Origin of the sequence: Klebsiella sp. Q11, from assembly GCF_964241505.1 — a bacterium.
Lineage (GTDB): Bacteria > Pseudomonadota > Gammaproteobacteria > Enterobacterales > Enterobacteriaceae > Klebsiella > Klebsiella michiganensis.
In genome coordinates this window covers 20,111-38,013 of record NZ_CAXSXW010000007.1, presented here as the reverse complement: position 1 = coordinate 38,013, position 17,903 = coordinate 20,111, and the positions used below count along the sequence as shown (strand labels likewise).

Annotated in this window: 15 protein-coding genes; 11 read left to right on the top strand and 4 right to left on the bottom strand. The window is 54.3% G+C overall.

The window, feature by feature from the left end:
- Positions 1-52 precede the first annotated feature (52 nt).
- A complete protein-coding gene (locus tag ACESQ2_RS12755) occupies positions 53-1,480 on the bottom strand; it encodes a glycoside hydrolase family 1 protein (RefSeq protein WP_046876737.1) in 1,428 nt (475 codons plus the stop codon).
- Between the two features lie 7 nt (positions 1,481-1,487).
- Positions 1,488-2,825, bottom strand: a complete 1,338-nt coding sequence (locus tag ACESQ2_RS12750; protein ID WP_014226668.1) for a PTS sugar transporter subunit IIC — start codon at positions 2,823-2,825, stop codon at positions 1,488-1,490.
- Between the two features lie 304 nt (positions 2,826-3,129).
- Here ACESQ2_RS12750 and ACESQ2_RS12745 point away from each other — a divergent pair, with 304 nt between their 5' ends.
- Positions 3,130-4,131, top strand: a complete 1,002-nt coding sequence (locus ACESQ2_RS12745) for a LacI family DNA-binding transcriptional regulator (protein ID WP_162097180.1) — start codon at positions 3,130-3,132, stop codon at positions 4,129-4,131.
- A 39-nt stretch (positions 4,132-4,170) separates the two neighbouring features.
- Here ACESQ2_RS12745 and lysA read toward each other — a convergent pair whose 3' ends face one another.
- Entirely contained in the window at positions 4,171-5,433 is a 1,263-nt protein-coding gene (lysA, locus tag ACESQ2_RS12740) for a diaminopimelate decarboxylase (protein WP_049072059.1), read from the bottom strand.
- Between the two features lie 133 nt (positions 5,434-5,566).
- Between lysA and ACESQ2_RS12735 the strand changes: the two genes are divergently transcribed.
- The 5 genes from ACESQ2_RS12735 (at position 5,567) to ACESQ2_RS12715 (ending at position 11,928) form a co-directional block, all read left to right on the top strand.
- Positions 5,567-6,490 carry a LysR family transcriptional regulator gene (locus tag ACESQ2_RS12735; protein WP_049072062.1) on the top strand — a complete coding sequence of 308 codons (924 nt, stop codon included), beginning with the start codon at positions 5,567-5,569 and terminating at the stop codon, positions 6,488-6,490.
- A 288-nt stretch (positions 6,491-6,778) separates the two neighbouring features.
- Positions 6,779-7,486 (top strand): fimbria/pilus periplasmic chaperone, encoded by a 708-nt coding sequence (locus tag ACESQ2_RS12730; protein ID WP_046876734.1) that lies wholly within the window; start codon positions 6,779-6,781, stop codon positions 7,484-7,486.
- 30 nt (positions 7,487-7,516) lie between these two features.
- Positions 7,517-8,026 carry a CS1 type fimbrial major subunit gene (locus tag ACESQ2_RS12725; RefSeq protein WP_049072064.1) on the top strand — a complete coding sequence of 170 codons (510 nt, stop codon included), beginning with the start codon at positions 7,517-7,519 and terminating at the stop codon, positions 8,024-8,026.
- Positions 8,027-8,107: 81 nt separating this feature from the next.
- A complete protein-coding gene (locus tag ACESQ2_RS12720; protein WP_224260147.1) occupies positions 8,108-10,804 on the top strand; it encodes a TcfC E-set like domain-containing protein in 2,697 nt (898 codons plus the stop codon).
- The gene (locus tag ACESQ2_RS12715) at positions 10,801-11,928 is read left to right on the top strand and encodes a CfaE/CblD family pilus tip adhesin (protein WP_077257479.1); all 1,128 of its coding nucleotides are present in this window, start codon (positions 10,801-10,803) and stop codon (positions 11,926-11,928) included. The genes ACESQ2_RS12720 and ACESQ2_RS12715 overlap by 4 nt, the downstream gene beginning before the upstream one ends.
- A gap of 47 nt (positions 11,929-11,975) precedes the next feature.
- Here ACESQ2_RS12715 and ACESQ2_RS12710 read toward each other — a convergent pair whose 3' ends face one another.
- Positions 11,976-12,668, bottom strand: a complete 693-nt coding sequence (locus ACESQ2_RS12710; protein ID WP_046876731.1) for an aspartate/glutamate racemase — start codon at positions 12,666-12,668, stop codon at positions 11,976-11,978.
- A gap of 136 nt (positions 12,669-12,804) precedes the next feature.
- On the opposite strand from ACESQ2_RS12710, the gene ACESQ2_RS12705 reads away from it, so the two are divergent.
- The 5 genes from ACESQ2_RS12705 to ACESQ2_RS12685 all read left to right on the top strand — a co-directional run bounded on the left by ACESQ2_RS12705 (position 12,805) and on the right by ACESQ2_RS12685 (position 17,855).
- Entirely contained in the window at positions 12,805-13,131 is a 327-nt protein-coding gene (locus ACESQ2_RS12705; RefSeq protein ID WP_046876730.1) for a cupin domain-containing protein, read from the top strand.
- Positions 13,132-13,626: 495 nt separating this feature from the next.
- Positions 13,627-14,517, top strand: a complete 891-nt coding sequence (locus ACESQ2_RS12700; RefSeq protein ID WP_014226679.1) for a carbohydrate ABC transporter permease — start codon at positions 13,627-13,629, stop codon at positions 14,515-14,517.
- Positions 14,510-15,412, top strand: coding sequence for a carbohydrate ABC transporter permease (locus tag ACESQ2_RS12695; protein ID WP_014226680.1), 903 nt, complete (start codon positions 14,510-14,512; stop codon positions 15,410-15,412). The genes ACESQ2_RS12700 and ACESQ2_RS12695 overlap by 8 nt, the downstream gene beginning before the upstream one ends.
- Positions 15,413-15,424: 12 nt before the next feature.
- Positions 15,425-16,552 carry an ABC transporter ATP-binding protein gene (locus tag ACESQ2_RS12690; protein WP_014226681.1) on the top strand — a complete coding sequence of 376 codons (1,128 nt, stop codon included), beginning with the start codon at positions 15,425-15,427 and terminating at the stop codon, positions 16,550-16,552.
- Between the two features lie 16 nt (positions 16,553-16,568).
- A complete protein-coding gene (locus ACESQ2_RS12685; RefSeq protein WP_004105307.1) occupies positions 16,569-17,855 on the top strand; it encodes an ABC transporter substrate-binding protein in 1,287 nt (428 codons plus the stop codon).
- Positions 17,856-17,903: the final 48 nt, after the last annotated feature.

Genomic DNA, 17,903 nt, shown 5'->3' with positions numbered 1-17,903 from the left:
TATGAGCCTGCGAGTCAATATCGGCCGCTATCTTAGCAAAATTTCAGCACGGCTAGCGCCACTCATCATCAATATCCAGCGTCAATTCCCGGCTCTCGCCTAGCTTACGAAACCAGCTGGCGGACGCCTTGGGCCGCCGCGCACGATTATTTTGCAGATCGATTTCAATCAGCCCGTAGCGATTTTTAAACGCGTTCATCGGCGAAACGTTGTCGGTAAACGCCCACAGCATGTAGCCGTGACAGTTGGCCCCCGCTTCCCGCGCGCGCAGCGTTTGCCACAGATGCTCGCTGATAAAACGGATCCGGTAGTCGTCGGCGATGGTGCCTTCGCCATTGCGAAACTGCCCTTCGTTTTCCACGCCCATGCCGCTTTCCGCCACGAACCACGGAATATTGCGATAGTCCTGCTTGATCCGCATCGCCATATCAAAAACGATTTGCGGATAAATTTCCCAGCCGCGGGAGTGGTTCATCCGCCGCCCCGGTAGCTCAAAGGGCTCATAGTAGTAAGCCGGATGGAACGGCGTCTGCGGATGCCAGGCGCGCGATGGAGCCTTAACCCGATGCGGGTAGTAGAGGTTAATCCCCAGCTCATCAACGGTGTTGTCGCGGATTATCGCCAGTTCTTCCGCGTTATAATCCCAGGAGACCCCGTGCTGTTCGAGCAGAGCCAGTAGCTCAGGCGGGTAGAGGCCGTGGACCAGCGGATCGAGGAAAACCCGGTTATAAAACAGATCGTAGCGTTCGGCGGCGCGCACGTCGTGCGGCGCTTTTGAGCGCGGATAGGTGACCTCCGGGTTAAGAATGCAGCCTACCGTGCCACGATAGCCTTTCTCGCGAAACAGCCGGACCACTTTTGCCGTCGCCAGCACCTTGTGGTGATTCCACTGCATCCAGGTGCCGGTGTTCTGCTCGTAAGGCCAGCGCAGCGCATCCAGATAAACGCGGGTCTGCACCACGATCGGTTCATTGAAGGTAAACCAGCGCGTGACTTTGTGGTGATAGCGGGTAAAAACCGTTTCCGCATACCGCACAAACAGCTCAACCACCTTTTTTGACGCCCAGCCGCCGTACTGCTCCAGCAGATAGCCGGGGAGTTCATAGTGCTCAAGACAGATCATCGGCTCGATGCCGTTGGCCAGCAGTTCATCGAACAACTGATCGTAGTACGCCGCATAGTCTTCATCGACCGTGACGTTTTCATAATCGGTGAGAAAGCGCGACCAGTTAATCGACGTGCGGTAGTGGGTCAGCCCCGCCAGCTTCATCAACTGCACGTCTTCGCGGAAGCGATTGATAAAATCGGTCGCCACCGCCGGGCCGTAGCCGTTATGCCAGACGCGACGGTCGTTCTTGTACCAGAGATCCGGCCAGGAATCCTGGCCCGCTTTCTTACCGCTCCAGCCCTCGGTTTGCCACGCGGAAGCGGCGGCGCCGAGGATAAAGTCGTGGGGGATCGCCATCTTTACTGTCGTCATTGTGTCCTCATATCTGTTGGCTGGCCTGCTCGTTCTCCGCCTGGCGCTGAGCGTTTTCCGCGCGGCGGGAGGCTATTTTGACGAACGGCAGATAGATCAGCACCGCGGTCAGGATGCAGATAAGCTGCGTCACCACCGCCCCCATCGAACCCGCCGTAGAGAGCCAGGCGTTGATCAGCGGCGGGGTGGTCCACGGCACCATCACCACCGCTTTACCGGCAAAGCCGGCGGCGGTCGCGAAGTAGCCGATGCTGCCGGTCACCAGCGGCGTGATGATAAAAGGGATCGCGAGGATCGGATTGAGCATGATCGGCATGCCGAAAATCACCGGTTCGTTAATATTGAACAGACCCGGCCCAATCGACAGCTTGGCGATCTCTTTCATCTCTTTGCGTTTGGTGGCGATCATGACTGCGATCAGCAGGCCAATCGTCAGCCCCGATCCGCCGATGCTCATATAAACGTCCCAGAACGGCATGGTGATGATATTCGGCACCTCTTTGCCCTGCTCAAAGGCGCTCATATTGACGGTGATGGCTCCCAGCAGCAGCGGTTCGCGGATCGGTTTGATCATCTGGTTGCCGTGGATGCCGATAACCCAGAACAGCTGCGCGACAAACATCAGCAGCAGGATCCCCGGCAGGCTTTGCACCACCCGCTCCAGCGGCTGCTGCACCACCTGATAGACCGCGTCATACAGGTACATGCCGGTGGCCTGATGGAAAATAAAGCCAAAGGTGGCAATCACCGTGGTGGTGATAATGGCCGGGATCAGGGCGGAGAACGACGCCGATACGTTGGGCGGCACGGTATCCGGCATCTTGATCTTCAGCCCCTTGCGGCCCTCCAGCCAGCAGTAGATCTCCACCGACAGAATGGCGATAAACATACCGAGGAACAGGCTACGGGTATCGGAAAACTGGCGCAGCAGCACATCTTTCACTTCGTGCATTTGCCCGTCGACCATCATTTCAACGGTGGTCGGCGTCACGCAGATAAAGCAGATCACCGCCAGCAGACCGGGGAACAGGCTCTTGATGCCGTTAATCCGCCCCAGCTCGATGCCGATAAGAAAGACCGCGCCAATATTGAGAAAGTTAAGGGTGGCGTAGTTGATCGCGCTGGTAATGGGTTTCAGCGCCGCCAGAAAAGAGAGCGCCTGAAAGCTGGCGAGTCCGTTTTTCGGATCCAGCACCATATTGGAGATCAGCACCGAAAAGGCGCCGACGATGATCACCGGCATCAGGGTAATAAAAGCGGATTTTATCGCCATGATGTAGCGGTAGCTGTTGAATTTCGTGGCGAAACTCCCCAGTGAGTCGATCAGTTTGTCCTGCAATGCCATAGAGGATACCTCAGGTTTAAGGGCTTTTAGCGCACCAGGTGTACAGCCAAACACCTATTGGCATACCAAAAAAATAGCCACTGGGGAGAATAAGTTCTGTGATTAAGCTCCCAACCCGTTCATTGGTATTCCAGAAAGGCGATAATTGGCATACCGCATTTGCAGTTTTCTTTTCCCTGCGATCAATTCCTGTAAAAGCGTGATCGCGATGGTTTTTTACCGCGCCATGAAGCCATATCCCCCTGAATGTCTGTGATAAACTGCGGTTCACCACGTGATATCAGGAATCGGATGAATGGCTACAATGCTGGATGTCTCAATTCGCGCAGGCGTCTCTAAAGCGACGGTTTCCCGCGTGTTGAACGGCACAGGTCAGGTGAAAGAGAGCACCCGCCAACAGGTTTTTAAGGCGATGGAAGAGCTGGGCTATCGGCCTAACTTTCTCGCCCGCTCGCTGGCGAACCGCACGAGCAACAGCATCGGTCTGGTGGTTTCCACCTTTGACGGCTTCTATTTTGGTCGCCTGCTGCAGCAGGCTTCTCGCCAGACGGAAGCCTGGGGCAAACAGCTGATCGTCACCGACGGCCACGATGCGCCGGAGCGTGAAGAAGAGGCGGTGCAGATGCTGGCCGATCGCCAGTGCGATGCCATCGTGCTCTACACGCGCCATATGAGCGAAAAGAAGATTATGTCGCTGATTGAGTCTATCGCCATGCCGCTGGTGGTGATCAACCGCGACGTTAGCCAGGCCCGGGAGCGCTGCGTGTTCTTCGAACAGCAGGACGCGGCGTTTCAGGCGGTTGAGTACCTCATTACCCAGGGCCATCGCGATATTGCCTGTTTGACCGTGCCGATGCACACGCCGACGGGTAAAGCTCGCCTGGAAGGCTATCGCAACGCGCTGAAGAAGCACGGCATCAAGTGGGATCCGGCGAAGGTGAAATACGGCGACTCCACCATGAGCCGCGGCTATGAACTCTGCTGCGAGCTGCTGGAAGAGAAAACGCCGTTTAGCGCGCTGTTTTCCTGTAACGATGATATGGCGCTGGGCGCGTCGAAAGCGCTGCATCAGGCAGGGCTGCGGATCCCGCAGGATATTTCGCTGTTTGGTTTTGATGACGCGCCGAGCGCGAAATGGCTGGAGCCGGGGCTGTCGACGGTCTATCTGCCGATCGATAACATGATCACCACCGCTATCGATCAGGCCATCAAGCTGGCCAACGGCCAGCCGATCGAGACCATACCGCCGTTTACCGGCAAGCTGGTGCTGCGCGAGTCGGTCACCACCGGGCCGTATTACGCATAATTAGCGGGCCCGATAAGCGAAGCGCCATCGGGCAGCGCCTTACAGCTGCTCGAGCGACAACAGCTCTTCAATGGTCTGGCGACGACGGATCAGCCGCGCTTTGCCGTTGTCGAACAGCACTTCCGGCAGCAGCGGACGGCTGTTGTAGTTAGAAGACATCGACGCGCCGTAAGCGCCGGTATCGTGCAGCACCAGATAATCCCCCGGCGCCACCGCAGGCAGCAGGCGGGTTTCCACTTTCCCCCCCTCCTGCTGGGTAAATACATCGCCCGATTCGCACAGCGGCCCGGCCACTACGGTTTCAACCTCCGCCGCGGCGCGCAGATCGCGGCCGTCCGCGGCGAGAGCGGTAATATGGTGATAGCTGCCGTACATCGCCGGGCGCATCAAATCATTAAAACCGGCGTCAATCAGCACGAAGTGGCGGCTGCCCATCTCCTTCACGCTGCGAACCTGAGAAACCAGCACGCCGGACTCCGCCACCAGGAAGCGGCCCGGTTCGATCTCAAGCGCGACCGGATGGCCCAAATGTTTAGCGATCTGCTCGCGCGCCGCGTTCCACAGGCCGAAGTAGTGATCGGTATCGATCGCCTCTTCGTCGTCGTGATACGGGATCGACAGTCCGCCGCCGGCGGAGATCGCCTGCAGATCCTGCCCGAATTCAACAACCTGACGCACCATCGCGCCGCAGACCTGTTCCAGGTGACCATAGTCGACCCCAGAACCGATATGCATGTGAATCCCCACCAGCTGGAGCTGATAGCGACGCATCACTTCCAGCGCCGCCGTTAAATGGCTGTGCCAGATCCCGTGCTTGCTGTTCTCGCCGCCGGTATTGGTTTTTTGGCTGTGGCCGTGGCCGAAGCCCGGGTTAACCCGCAGCCAGACGCGGTGGCCCGGAGAGACATCGCCCAGCTGGCTCAGCATATCAATTGAGCCGGCGTTGACCGGGATCTGCAGCTCTTTAACCCGCGCCAGGGTTGCATCGTCGATCAGATCGGCGGTAAAGACGATATCGTCCGGATGCTGATGCGGATCGTACCCGGCCGCCAGCGCGCGCTCGATCTCGCCCAGCGACACCGAATCCACCTTCACGCCCTGCTCGCGCATCAGGCGCAGAATGTGGATATTGGAGCAGGCCTTCTGCGCAAAACGCACCACGTCGAACTGGCTCAATTGGGCAATCTGGCGGCGGATAATCTGCGCGTCGTAAACCCAAACCGGGCAGCCGAATTCGGCGGGCAGACGCAGCAGGTTTTCTGCGCTCAGGTCAGTATCGGTAGCGTAAAGCGAGTGTGGCATAAGGAACTCCGGTGCTGTGTGTGCGTTATTTCTGTTTTTTACGATTACGCCACAGCGCGTACGCAATAAAAAATATCGTTTTATTGCCACTCTATGCAAAAATGATATGGCTTGCGCCACTTAAGGAACCTCCATGCCCGCCGTCAACCTGCGTCATATTGAAATCTTTCATGCGGTGATGACCACCGGCAATCTGACCGAGGCCGCACGCATGCTGCATACCTCGCAGCCCACCGTCAGCCGCGAACTGGCGCGTTTTGAAAAGGTGCTGGGCTTGACGCTGTTTTCCCGGACGCGCGGGCGCCTGCAGCCCACGGTCCAGGGGTTACGTCTGTTTGAAGAGGTCCAGCGCTCCTGGTACGGTCTGGACAGAATCGTCAGCGCCGCGGAAAGCCTGCGCGAGTTCCGCCAGGGCGAGCTGTCGATAGCCTGTCTGCCGGTCTTTTCGCAATCGCTATTGCCGCTGCTGCTGGCGCCGTTTTTAGCGCGCTACCCGGACGTCAGCCTGCAAATTGTCCCCCAGGAATCACCGCTGCTGGAGGAGTGGTTGTCGGCCCAGCGCCACGATCTGGGATTGACGGAAACCCTGCATACCCCCGCCGGAACCGAGCGTACGCCGCTGCTGACCCTGAATGAAGTGTGCGTACTGCCGCAGGGCCATCCATTAGCGGCTAAGCCGATGCTGACGCCTGCGGATTTTCACGGCGAAAACTACATTAGCCTGTCGCGCACCGATAGCTATCGCCAGCTGCTTGATGCCCTGTTTGTCGAACATCAGGTCAAACGACGGATGGTGGTGGAGACGCACAGCGCCGCCTCCATCTGCGCGATGGTAAGAGCCGGGGTCGGCATTTCGGTGGTTAACCCGCTTACCGCCCTCGATTATGCCGGAAACGGCGTGGTAGTACGCCGCTTTAGCGTTGAAGTGCCTTTTACCGTTAGCCTGGTGCGCCCGCTGCACCGCCCCGGCTCCGCGCTGGTCGATGCCTTTAGTCATCATCTGCTTAGCGGCATAAACCACGTCAAAGAATCGGTTAAAATATCCCTGAATTCCTGATATCTGAAAAAAATAGATAGAGCATAAAAAGACAATACTTTCGAATGACGACTCGATAAAACCATTGTGCACTTAATAATATGAAAGTATTACACCACTCATTCCTCACATTAATTATTTGCGATGAACTTAACTATACATTTAGTAAAATTAATTTTCTTTACCCCATCCTGAATAGTAAAGTAACAATAACTTCAACAGGACATTCAACATATCACCCATCAGGTATAAACCTTTCGCTATTCAGCTGGATGCAGAATAGAGCCATGACTAACAGGGAGTTAAGTTATGAAGATAAAGTTAAATGCGTACGCTATTTTTCTGGCAGGTATGGCTCCTTTATGTCACGCAAACATGTCTGTGTATCCAATGTCTGTCGATATGAACGATCAGGGTGAAAGCAGCGTACGCGTTATTTCTCGCTCCAGCGACGTGCAATATATTAAGACCTCGATTCTCCATATTACTGGTATCGGCACGAATCAAGAAAAAGAAACTGAAATTAAAACCGGTTCGCCTACCGCTATTGTGGTCATGCCGCCGAAATTCGCGCTGCCCGCTGGCGCCACTAAAACGGTGCGTATGGTCGCGATGGAACCGGTACAGGAAGAGACCACTTATCGCGTGAAGTTTGAAGCGGTGCCGCAGCTGGACGATCCGCTTGAAGGCACAAAAAACACGAAATCACAGTTAACTATTAATCTTATTTGGGGCGTCCTGGTCAGCGTCCCACCTGAAAATCCACAGCTAAAAATAAATTTACTTCCCGATGGAAAAATAACAAACGCTGGCAACCAACGTTTTAAAATATTGAAAATTGGATTGTGTAAAAAATCACAACCTGACAAAGAGTGCATCTGGCAGGAAGTGGATAGAAACATTTATCCACGCGCCAGCTATGCACCGAAGAGTATATTGGGTTACGACCGGGTCGTTGTTCAATATTGGAACTGGATTGACAAGTCAAAGCATTCTCAAGACTTCCCAATTCATTAATCAGTTGTTTATTACATGGAATATAAGTAAATGAAATCCTTAATCTCTAAAACGTTAACTGCTGTAGCAATGGTTTCTGTAATGGGTTCTGCAATGGCAGTACAGAAAGATATTACCGTTACAGCAAACGTTGATGCAGCGCTGGATATGACACAGGTTGATAACTCTGCTCTGCCGAAGAGCGTTGACATGCAGTATATCCCTGGCACCGGCCTGGTCCCCTATCAGCTGCAGACCAAAATCTGGGCAAACGACACGGCTAAAGACGTCATGATGCAGCTGACCAGCGATGCCGTTCTGGTTAACAGCCTGGGCGGCGCAACCGTGCCGATGAGCGTTTCCTGGGGCGGAGCGGCGCTGTCTACCACCGCGGTCACTCTGAAAGCGACTGAGCTGTTCCCGAACCCGGATACTGCGCTGCAGACCGGTTCCATTGCAAAAACGCTGCAGATTGCTCAGGCAAAACAAGAACCTCTGGCTACGGGTACCTATCAGGGCGTTGTAAGCATCTATCTGTACCAGGCCGCCGCAGCTAAGTAAAAATTTACCACGCACTGCATTCAATGAACCGGAGGAGGTCTTCGGTTCATTTTTTGCCATCTCAAGGACGATGATTGGGTAATGAAAAAATCAATTCCTGGACTATTAATCTTTTCCATACTCAATGCAGCCAACGCGCGAACGGATACCATCCCCCCCGGCTTTGAAGCCATTGTCCTCGGCCAGCAAGAATACGTCGATGTCTATCTGGCAGGGAGAAATTTGGGCAGATTTTATGCCACCGTTAATCTCGATACGGTTAAGTTTGAGCAACCACAGAAGATCGTTGCGGCAATGGGAATAGGTAACGACCAGAACCGCATCAAGGCCATTGCAGCAAAACTCAGTCAGCCTCTTGAACGTCACGGCGAGCTGGCCTGTTCAGCGATTAACAATAGTACCGGCTGTGGTTATCTCACTACCGATGACGTCGCGCTGATTTATAACGACGAACAGAACGCTATCTCCCTCTTTCTGAATAAAGCGTGGTATCCCGACAGCGCTCAGCGCGATCTCTATCTGCAAGCAAGCCAGGACGAGAATATCGTCAACGCCTTCATCCACCAGCAGGATATCAACGTCGCCATTCAGGACGATTTTAAATCGGCTTACCTGCAGGGGACCGGCGCATTAGGCGTCACGGATAACAGCTATATTGGCGGTTACTGGAGCCTGAACGGTAACGAAAGCGACGGTAACACCGAGACTGACGCTGATGTCAACGAACTCTACTATCGTTACGATCTCCTGAGCCGCTTTTACGTGCAGGGCGGGCGTATGGACAGCCGCAGCCTGTTTAATCTGGACGGCGGTAACTTTAGCTTCACTTTCCTGCCGCTTGATGCCTTTGACGGAATTCGCGCAGGGTCAACGCTGAGCTACCTCAACCGCGAACAGGCGGGCCAGGGAACGCCGGTCAACGTCCTGCTTTCCCGCAGTTCGCGCGTCGATGCCTATCGCGATAATCAACTTCTCGGCTCGTTTTATCTGAACGGCGGCAATCAGTCGCTTGATACCTCATCGTTCCCTTCGGGAAGCTACACCCTGCAGCTTAAGATTTACGAGAGCAACCAACTCGCCCGCACCGACGTGGTTCCCTTTACTAAAACGGGGAGCATGACGGATGGGCATATTCAGTGGTTTATTCAGGCAGGAAAGCTGGCGGATGGGTCAAACTCGTCAACCAACAACCGTGACGACGGTGCAACCTCGGCGCAGGCCGGCGTGCGCATCCCCGTCACCGCGCAGGCTGAGTTAATGCTTGGTGCCGCTTCTGTCGACAACAACGTCTCGGCGGAAATTAACGGTCATATCACCCCGGCGCTGGGCGCGTTTGGCGATATGGATCTGCAAAACGGGTTTTTCTATAACGACCAGGGCGGGCGCGGCAATATGCAGCAGCTGAGCTGGCGCGTCGAGAACTTTCCCTCGCTGAACTTTTACCGCAAAGATACCCGCGGAGGACAGTGTTCCGGCGATAACAGTGCCGAAGATACCGATCTCAACTGTTTTGAAAGTATCAGCGCCGGGATGTCGCAAAACGTATTCAACTGGAGCCTGTCGCTAAACTGGAACCGTACCCGTAACCACGCTGATTATCATACCCGCTGGGATAACCGCGACGATTTTAGCAGCAACTATTTCAGCCAGGCCGATGCCAACTCCACATCGGATAGCGTGCAGCTCAGCGCATCGCGCAGTTTCAGCCTGAATAACTGGATTCTGAATGCCAACTTCGGCGTATTCACCCGTCAGGATTCCGGCAGCAGCGCTAATGATAACGGCGGCTATCTGACCTTTACCTTCAGTGAAACGCCGCGTCCGGATAACAATACGCGCAGCCGCACGACGACCGTAGGGGTTGACTATCGGACAAGCAAGAGCAGAAGTGACCAGACATCCTGGAACCTGGGGCGAACCTGGTATGACGATAACGTCAATCATAAAGAGGTGGGCGTCAGCCTGGGCGGTATGAATACCGATACCCTCGACAGCGGCATTAACGGCCGTATTGATAGCCTCTACGGAAACGTCAGCGCCTATCTGACCGACAGTTACAATACGCAAGACCATGAGCACAGCACCGCCTTTACCGGCAGCTACAGCTCTACGCTTGCCGTCAGCCGTCACGGAATACAGATTGGCCGTACGGGTAACGGCGACCCGTCGGCAGCCGTCCTGGTCGCGGTGAGAAAACTGGATGACGACTCCGCCGATGAAATATCAGTGGATGCCAACACAAACGGTAATAAAGCCAGCCTGAGCGGTGATGAATCAGTCCTGTTTCCTTACACCGGCTATGAAGTGGGCTATGTGGAAGTGAACGACAGCGCGCGAAAACATCAGACCGGAACCACTAACTTGATCGCCGGTTCGGGTAAACAGAGCCTGATGCTGCTGCCGGGTAAACTGCGCTATCGCGAAGTCTCCGCCACGTTTAACTACAACTACATTGGGCGACTCCGGCTACCGGAAGCGCTGAAACAATACCCGGTGATTGGCTTAAACAGCGCGATGCTGATGATGGCGGATGACGGTGGGTTCACTCTGGAAATGCAGGGCTCATCGCGCGATCTCTACGTACTTGCCGGACAGTCGTTCCTGAAGTGCCCGCTGAAGGTGCTGAAAAAGCGCGCCAGCATTCGCTATACCGGGGAAATCGTATGTACTGCCATAGATTACGAGCGGCTGCCGGCGCAAATTCAGGTGCAGGCGCAGTTGAAACAGTCGCAGCGTAGTCAGGCGCTGGAAACCGCACAGAGGGAGAGCGTGCAGTGAGATTAATAAAATTTTTAATTCTATATTGCCTGATAGGAAGCGGGGGTGCGCAGGCATTAGTGGTTAATGGACCAACCCCTACGGTCAGCACCACACAAGACTATGAAATTCCCTTAGGTGCTCCTGCCGATGTCTATTTATGGGAGGATGATTATCCCGGTACAACACCTGGCTATGATGCCGGGTTTGGGAGTTATATCTGTTCTTACTCCGACATCCGACAGACCTGTTCAAGCCAAAGCACAGGCTCAACCATCACCATGATCTTAAAAGAAAAAAGAAATGGTATGGAGCATCCATTACAATTGCAGGCGTACCTACAAAATATTTATTATGACGAAAGCGATCCCTCTAAATCAGTGATGTGCGGACACCCGTTCTCATTGACGACATACAATAGGGTAAATGGTTGTAGAGGCAAAGATAGTAGTACAATCAATAATACCAAAATGATGACTGTTTGGATCCCGCAAAGTGAAATGAATAATCTTCCAATTGGTGGCGTATGGAAAGGGCAGCTTAAGATAGGCTGGAGCCAGGGAGGTGGTGGCTCATTCACCTACACCGCCAATATCACCCTCAAAGGCAAAGCCGCCGGTAAGCAGGATATTTACTTCCCGGAATTTAACGGCGCGAATCCACTGGTACAACTCGATCTGCACCCTACCGGTTCCGTCACCGGCAACAGCTACGTAGAAGATATCACGACGCTGGATATGTGCCTCTATGATGGCTATAACTCCAACAGCGACAGCATGACGCTGTCCTTTAAAGACGAGGGCAAAGCGGCTGCGGGGCGAAAAACGAACTATTTTTCCATCTATAATACCGCCTCCGGGGGAACGGATAATACGGAACGTATCGACTATCGCGTCGAAATGTTCGATCCCCATAGCAAAGGGTGGATAACGGTGAAGAATAACGACAGCTTTACGTTGTCGGCAGGGATAAACGGAACGGATAAAATACGCCCGGTCAGGCTGCCGTCCATCCCCTACCCGGTGCTTTGCGCGCCCACCCCGCTGCGGCTGATTGTGGATAAATTTCGCGTTACGGACAAATCCGCCGGCTACTATAGAGGCACGCTGACCGTTGAATTCAGTCCCAGCCTGAATAGTATCTGATCTCCAGAGCGTCCCTTTCCTGCCTTCGGCAAGGGACGCTTCACCCATCACGACAGCATAAACTCCACCGCGTCCGCCGCGTGGATCGCGGCCGTATCAAACACCGGCAGCGGGCTGCTCTCTTCCGGCACCAGCAGGCCGATTTCGGTACAGCCGAAAATCACCCCTTCCGCCCCCTGCTCCGCCAGGAGCTCGATGACCTGAAGATAATAGTCGCGTGAATGCTCGCTAAAGACGCCGAGGCACAGTTCATCAAAAATGATCCGGTTAATCCGCTCGCGATCTTCAGCCTCCGGGATCAGCGTGTCGATAGCGAACTGCTGCTGCAGGCGGCCGCGATAAAAATCCTGCTCCATGGTATAGCGGGTCCCTAATAGCGCTACGCGGTTCTGCCCTTTCGCGGTAATCGCCCGTCCGGTCGCGTCGGCAATATGCAAAAACGGCACATCGCAGCGCGTTTCAATCGCCTGCGCGACTTTATGCATGGTGTTGGTACACAGGACAATCCCCTCGGCGCCCGCCTGCTGCAGGCCGGCCGCCGCCTGGGCGAGGATCTCGCCCGCGCGCTGCCAGTCGCCGCTTGACTGGCAGGCTTCAATTTCGTGGAAATCCACGCTGTGCAGCAGCAGGCTGGCGGAGTGCAGGCCGCCGAGGCGGGCTTTAATACCTTCGTTAATCAGCCGGTAGTAAGGAATCGTCGATTCCCAGCTCATGCCGCCTAACAGACCAATCGTTTTCATCATCCCTCCTTGTGTGAGGTTTTCAGTAAAACAAAGTTGTGATCGACTTTCCACTTCTCCCGACGATCGTTTCCTTTTAGAAGATTATGCGATAGATTAAATGAAACATTGTTTCATTTAATTACAGGACCAGCGGATGTTTATTTTTCATAAAGAGACCACCCTTGAAGATCTGGGCAATGGCGTCACCCGCCGCATCCTTGCGCACGATGGCAAGATGATGGCGGTTGAGGTGAACTTCGAAGCGGGCGCTGTCGGGCCGATGCATAATCACCCGCACGAGCAGCTCACCTACGTGCTCTCCGGCGAGTTTGAGTTCACCATCGGTGATGAAAAGCATGTGGTCAGCGCCGGCGATACGCTCTATAAGAAGCCGGAAATTATGCACGGCTGCGTCTGTCTGAAGCCGGGCACGCTTCTTGATACCTTTACTCCCGTTCGTCAGGATTTTCTGCAAAAGTAATCTCTTCTGCCCCAGGGCATGCCAGGCGTGCCCACCATTTTCTGAACTTTTCCGCTAATAATAATTGTCATAAAGTATGTCCTGGCATAATGATTAGCAGAGCAATTAATCCCGCCTGAATAGCCTCACTGCGCCTGCCGCTCATCCTTTTTTATGACCTTTCCTCCTGCAAAATGCGCGCGCCAGCACCTTTTTGAAACATCGTTTCGACTTTGATCACATTTCCGCGATCAACCGAATGACTCCGTAATAAATAGCAATAAAATAAAATTAAAACGGCGTTTTACAAAATCAGGACGCTGGGTAAGACAAAATCAAAAAACAGATGTTCTCCAGGGACGACAAGCGCGCAAAAACGCTCAACACACGCACCGTTAACAAGGAATGATTCACCGCTGACATACCAGGAACGCATTAACTTTCCGGCGGCACGGGCCGCGGGAAAGGCAGTAACCCCGAATCCGTATTACAAACTCGTAAGCCAGGTAGGTATGTATGAATGAAAACAGAATGCTGGGATTGGCATGGATATCCCCCTATATCATAGGGTTGATAGTCTTTACCGCCTTTCCCTTTGTTTCATCTTTCTTCCTCAGTTTCACTGAGTACGATTTGATGAGTCCACCGGTGTTTAACGGCATCGAAAACTATCGCTACATGCTGACCGAAGATGGCCTCTTCTGGAAATCAATGGGCGTGACGTTTGCGTATGTCTTTTTAACCATCCCGTTAAAGCTGGCTTTCGCGCTGGGGATCGCTTTTGTCCTCAACTTTAAGCTGCGCGGCATCGGTTTTTTCCGTACCGCCTACTATATCCCGTCCATTCTCGGTAGCTCGGTGGCGATCGCCGTTCTGTGGCGCGCGCTGTTTGCTATCGACGGCCTGCTGAACAGCTTTATCGGCGTACTTGGCTTCGACCCGGTCAACTGGCTCGGCGAGCCCTCGCTGGCCCTGATGTCCGTCACCCTGCTGCGCGTCTGGCAGTTCGGTTCGGCGATGGTTATCTTCCTTGCGGCGCTGCAGAACGTTCCACAATCACAATATGAAGCGGCGATGATCGATGGCGCGTCAAAATGGCAGATGTTTATGAAAGTCACGGTGCCGCTGATCACGCCGGTGATTTTCTTCAACTTCATCATGCAGACCACTCAGGCGTTCCAGGAGTTTACCGGCCCGTACGTCATCACCGGCGGCGGCCCGACCTACTCCACCTATCTGTTCTCGCTCTATATCTACGACACCGCCTTTAAGTACTTCGATATGGGCTACGGCGCGGCGCTGGCGTGGGTACTGTTCCTGGTGGTCGCGGTCTTTGCCGCCATTGCGTTTAAGTCTTCAAAATATTGGGTGTTCTACTCCGCCGATAAGGGAGGCAAAAATGGCTGATATCCAACAAATCTCTGAAGCAAGGGACATCGCCGAACGTGAAGTCGCGCGGACGCTGCGTCGTGAAAAAGTCAGCCGCTCAATTCGCTACGTGATCCTGCTGTTCGTCGGCCTGCTGATGCTCTACCCGCTGGTATGGATGTTCTCGGCGTCGTTCAAACCGAACCACGAGATCTTCACCACCCTGAGCCTGTGGCCTGCCCACGCGACATGGGATGGCTTTATCAACGGCTGGAAAACCGGCACCGAGTACAACTTCGGCCACTACATGCTGAACACCTTCAAGTATGTGATCCCGAAAGTGCTGCTGACCATTATCTCCTCCACCATCGTGGCCTACGGCTTTGCCCGCTTCGAGATCCCGTGGAAGAAATTCTGGTTCGCCACGCTGATCACCACCATGCTCCTGCCGAGCACCGTACTGCTGATCCCGCAGTACCTGATGTTCCGTGAAATGGGCATGCTGAACAGCTATCTGCCGCTGTACCTGCCGCTGGCCTTCGCCACTCAGGGGTTCTTCGTCTTCATGCTGATTCAGTTCCTGCGCGGCGTTCCGCGCGACATGGAAGAAGCGGCGCAGATTGACGGCTGCAACTCTATTCAGGTGCTGTGGTACGTGGTGGTGCCAATTCTGAAACCGGCGATTATCTCGGTGGCGCTGTTCCAGTTCATGTGGTCCATGAACGACTTTATCGGTCCGCTGATTTACGTCTACAGCGTGGATAAATACCCCATCGCGCTGGCGCTGAAAATGTCCATCGACGTCACGGAAGGCGCTCCGTGGAACGAAATTCTGGCAATGGCGAGCATCTCCATTCTGCCGTCCATCATCGTGTTCTTCCTGGCACAACGCTACTTCGTACAGGGCGTTACCAGCAGCGGAATTAAAGGTTAAGAGGGAAATATCATGGCTGAAGTTATTTTCAACAAACTGGAAAAAGTCTACTCCAACGGCTTCAAAGCGGTACATGGTATCGATCTGAAAATCGCGGACGGCGAGTTTATGGTTATCGTTGGGCCGTCCGGCTGCGCCAAATCCACTACCCTGCGCATGCTGGCCGGTCTGGAAACCATCAGCGGCGGCGAAGTGCGGATTGGCGAAAAAATCGTGAATAACCTCGCGCCAAAAGCGCGCGGTATCGCGATGGTCTTCCAGAACTACGCGCTCTATCCGCATATGACGGTGCGCGAAAACCTTGCCTTCGGCCTGAAGCTAAGCAAGCTGCCGAAAGACCAGATTGAGGCCCAGGTAAACGAAGCGGCGAAAATCCTTGAGCTGGAAGAGCTGCTGGACCGCCTGCCGCGTCAGCTCTCCGGCGGCCAGGCACAGCGCGTGGCGGTTGGCCGCGCGATTGTGAAGAAACCGGATGTATTCCTGTTCGATGAACCGCTCTCTAACCTTGACGCCAAGCTGCGCGCCTCGATGCGCATCCGTATTTCCGACCTGCATAAGCAGTTGAAGAAATCCGGTAAACCGGCGACCACCGTGTACGTTACCCACGATCAGACCGAGGCGATGACCATGGGCGACCGCATCTGCGTGATGAAGCTGGGCCATATCATGCAGGTGGATACCCCGGACAACCTCTATCACAAGCCGAAAAACATGTTTGTGGCCGGGTTTATCGGCGCGCCGGAGATGAATATTCGTCCCAGCAAGCTGGTTGAGCAAGCGGGTCGCCTGCATCTGACCGTTGGCGACGGGCTGCTGCCGCTAAACGACAGATTGCAGAGTAAGGTCGAGACCCATAAGAACCAGCAGGTGTTCTTTGGCGTCCGCCCGGAGTTCGTCTCCATCTCCGATGAACCGTTTGCTGAAGGCTCCTGCGCCGGTGAAATGGTGCGGGTGGAAAACATGGGCCATGAATTCTTCGTCTACCTGAAGGTTGCCGATTATGAACTGACCGCCCGCGTGCCTTCCGATGAAGCGAAGCCAATGATTGAGAAAGGGCTTCATCGCACGGTGCATTTCAAATTCGATCTCAACAAGTGTCATATCTTTGACGCCAAAACTGAACAGAACATCTCTCTGTGAACCCTGGAGTATTAAAATGAAAAAAGTGCTTTTAAGCGCCGCAATCTCCGCAACTTTGGGCCTTACCGCGTTACCTTCCATGGCGAAGGATGTCGACCTGCGTATGTCATGGTGGGGCGGCAACGGCCGCCACCAGGTAACCCTGAAGGCGCTGGAAGAGTTTCATAAACAAAACCCGGATATTAATGTTAAAGCGGAATATACCGGCTGGGATGGCCATCTTTCGCGCCTGACCACGCAAATCGCCGGCGGCACGGAGCCGGACGTGATGCAAACTAACTGGAACTGGCTGCCGATCTTCTCGAAAAACGGCGAAGGCTTCTACGATCTGAATAAGATGAAGGACGTAATCGACCTGAGCCAGTTTGATGCCAAAGAGCTGCAAACCACCACGGTGGACGGCAAGCTTAACGGTATCCCTATTTCCGTCACCGCGCGCGTGTTCTACTTCAACGACGAGACCTGGAAAAAAGCCGGCGTCGAGTACCCGAAAACCTGGGACGAGCTGATGGCGGCGGGTAAAACCTTTGAGAGCAAGCTGGGTAAACAGTATTACCCGGTGGTGCTGGAGCACCAGGACACCCTGGCGCTGCTCAATTCATATATGATTCAGAAGTACAACCAGCCGGCTATCGACGAAAAAACCAAGAAATTCTCCTACAGCAAAGAGCAGTGGGTCGAATTCTTCCAGATGTATAAAAAGCTTATCGACAGCCACGTCATGCCGGACACCAAGTACTATGCCTCGTTCGGTAAGAGCAATATGTATGAAATGAAGCCGTGGATTCAGGGCGAGTGGGCGGGGACCTATATGTGGAACTCCACCATTAACAAATACTCCGACAACCTGAAGCCGCCGGCGAAGCTGGAGCTGGGCAGCTATCCGATGCTGCCGGGCGCTACCGACGCGGGTCTGTTCTTTAAACCTGCGCAGATGCTCTCCATTGGTAAATCCACCAAAAATCCGGAAGCGGCGGCGAAGGTGATCAACTTCCTGCTAAACAGCAAAGAAGGCGTTGAGACGCTGGGACTTGAGCGCGGCGTGCCGCTGAGCAAAGTCGCGGTGCAATACCTGACCGAAAACGGCGCGATCAAAGAGGACGATCCGGCGGTATCAGGTCTGCGCCTGGCGCAGTCCCTACCGGCCAAACTCTCGGTGTCGCCATACTTTGATGACCCGCAGATCGTCGCCCAGTTTGGCACCTCTCTGCAGTACATCGACTACGGGCAGAAAACCGTAGAAGAGACGGCAATTGACTTCCAGCGTCAGTCTGACCGTATCCTGCGCCGCGCGATGCGCTAACAACCCGTTATCGGTCCCTACCCCGCAGCTCCGGCTGCGGGGTATTTT

Excerpts from the sequence above, each read along its gene's own strand:
- ACESQ2_RS12685 (WP_004105307.1), top strand. The coding sequence starts at position 16,569 with ATGAAAAAAGTGCTTTTAAGCGCCGCAATCTCCGCAACTTTGGGCCTT.
- ACESQ2_RS12690 (WP_014226681.1), top strand. The coding sequence starts at position 15,425 with ATGGCTGAAGTTATTTTCAACAAACTGGAAAAAGTCTACTCCAACGGC.
- ACESQ2_RS12710 (WP_046876731.1), bottom strand. The coding sequence starts at position 12,668 with ATGAAAACGATTGGTCTGTTAGGCGGCATGAGCTGGGAATCGACGATT.
- ACESQ2_RS12750 (WP_014226668.1), bottom strand. The coding sequence starts at position 2,825 with ATGGCATTGCAGGACAAACTGATCGACTCACTGGGGAGTTTCGCCACG.
- ACESQ2_RS12725 (WP_049072064.1), top strand. The coding sequence starts at position 7,517 with ATGAAATCCTTAATCTCTAAAACGTTAACTGCTGTAGCAATGGTTTCT.
- ACESQ2_RS12745 (WP_162097180.1), top strand. The coding sequence starts at position 3,130 with ATGCTGGATGTCTCAATTCGCGCAGGCGTCTCTAAAGCGACGGTTTCC.
- lysA (WP_049072059.1), bottom strand. The coding sequence starts at position 5,433 with ATGCCACACTCGCTTTACGCTACCGATACTGACCTGAGCGCAGAAAAC.
- ACESQ2_RS12720 (WP_224260147.1), top strand. The coding sequence starts at position 8,108 with ATGAAAAAATCAATTCCTGGACTATTAATCTTTTCCATACTCAATGCA.
- ACESQ2_RS12755 (WP_046876737.1), bottom strand. The coding sequence starts at position 1,480 with ATGACGACAGTAAAGATGGCGATCCCCCACGACTTTATCCTCGGCGCC.
- ACESQ2_RS12730 (WP_046876734.1), top strand. The coding sequence starts at position 6,779 with ATGAAGATAAAGTTAAATGCGTACGCTATTTTTCTGGCAGGTATGGCT.
- ACESQ2_RS12705 (WP_046876730.1), top strand. The coding sequence starts at position 12,805 with ATGTTTATTTTTCATAAAGAGACCACCCTTGAAGATCTGGGCAATGGC.
- ACESQ2_RS12695 (WP_014226680.1), top strand. The coding sequence starts at position 14,510 with ATGGCTGATATCCAACAAATCTCTGAAGCAAGGGACATCGCCGAACGT.
- ACESQ2_RS12700 (WP_014226679.1), top strand. The coding sequence starts at position 13,627 with ATGAATGAAAACAGAATGCTGGGATTGGCATGGATATCCCCCTATATC.
- ACESQ2_RS12735 (WP_049072062.1), top strand. The coding sequence starts at position 5,567 with ATGCCCGCCGTCAACCTGCGTCATATTGAAATCTTTCATGCGGTGATG.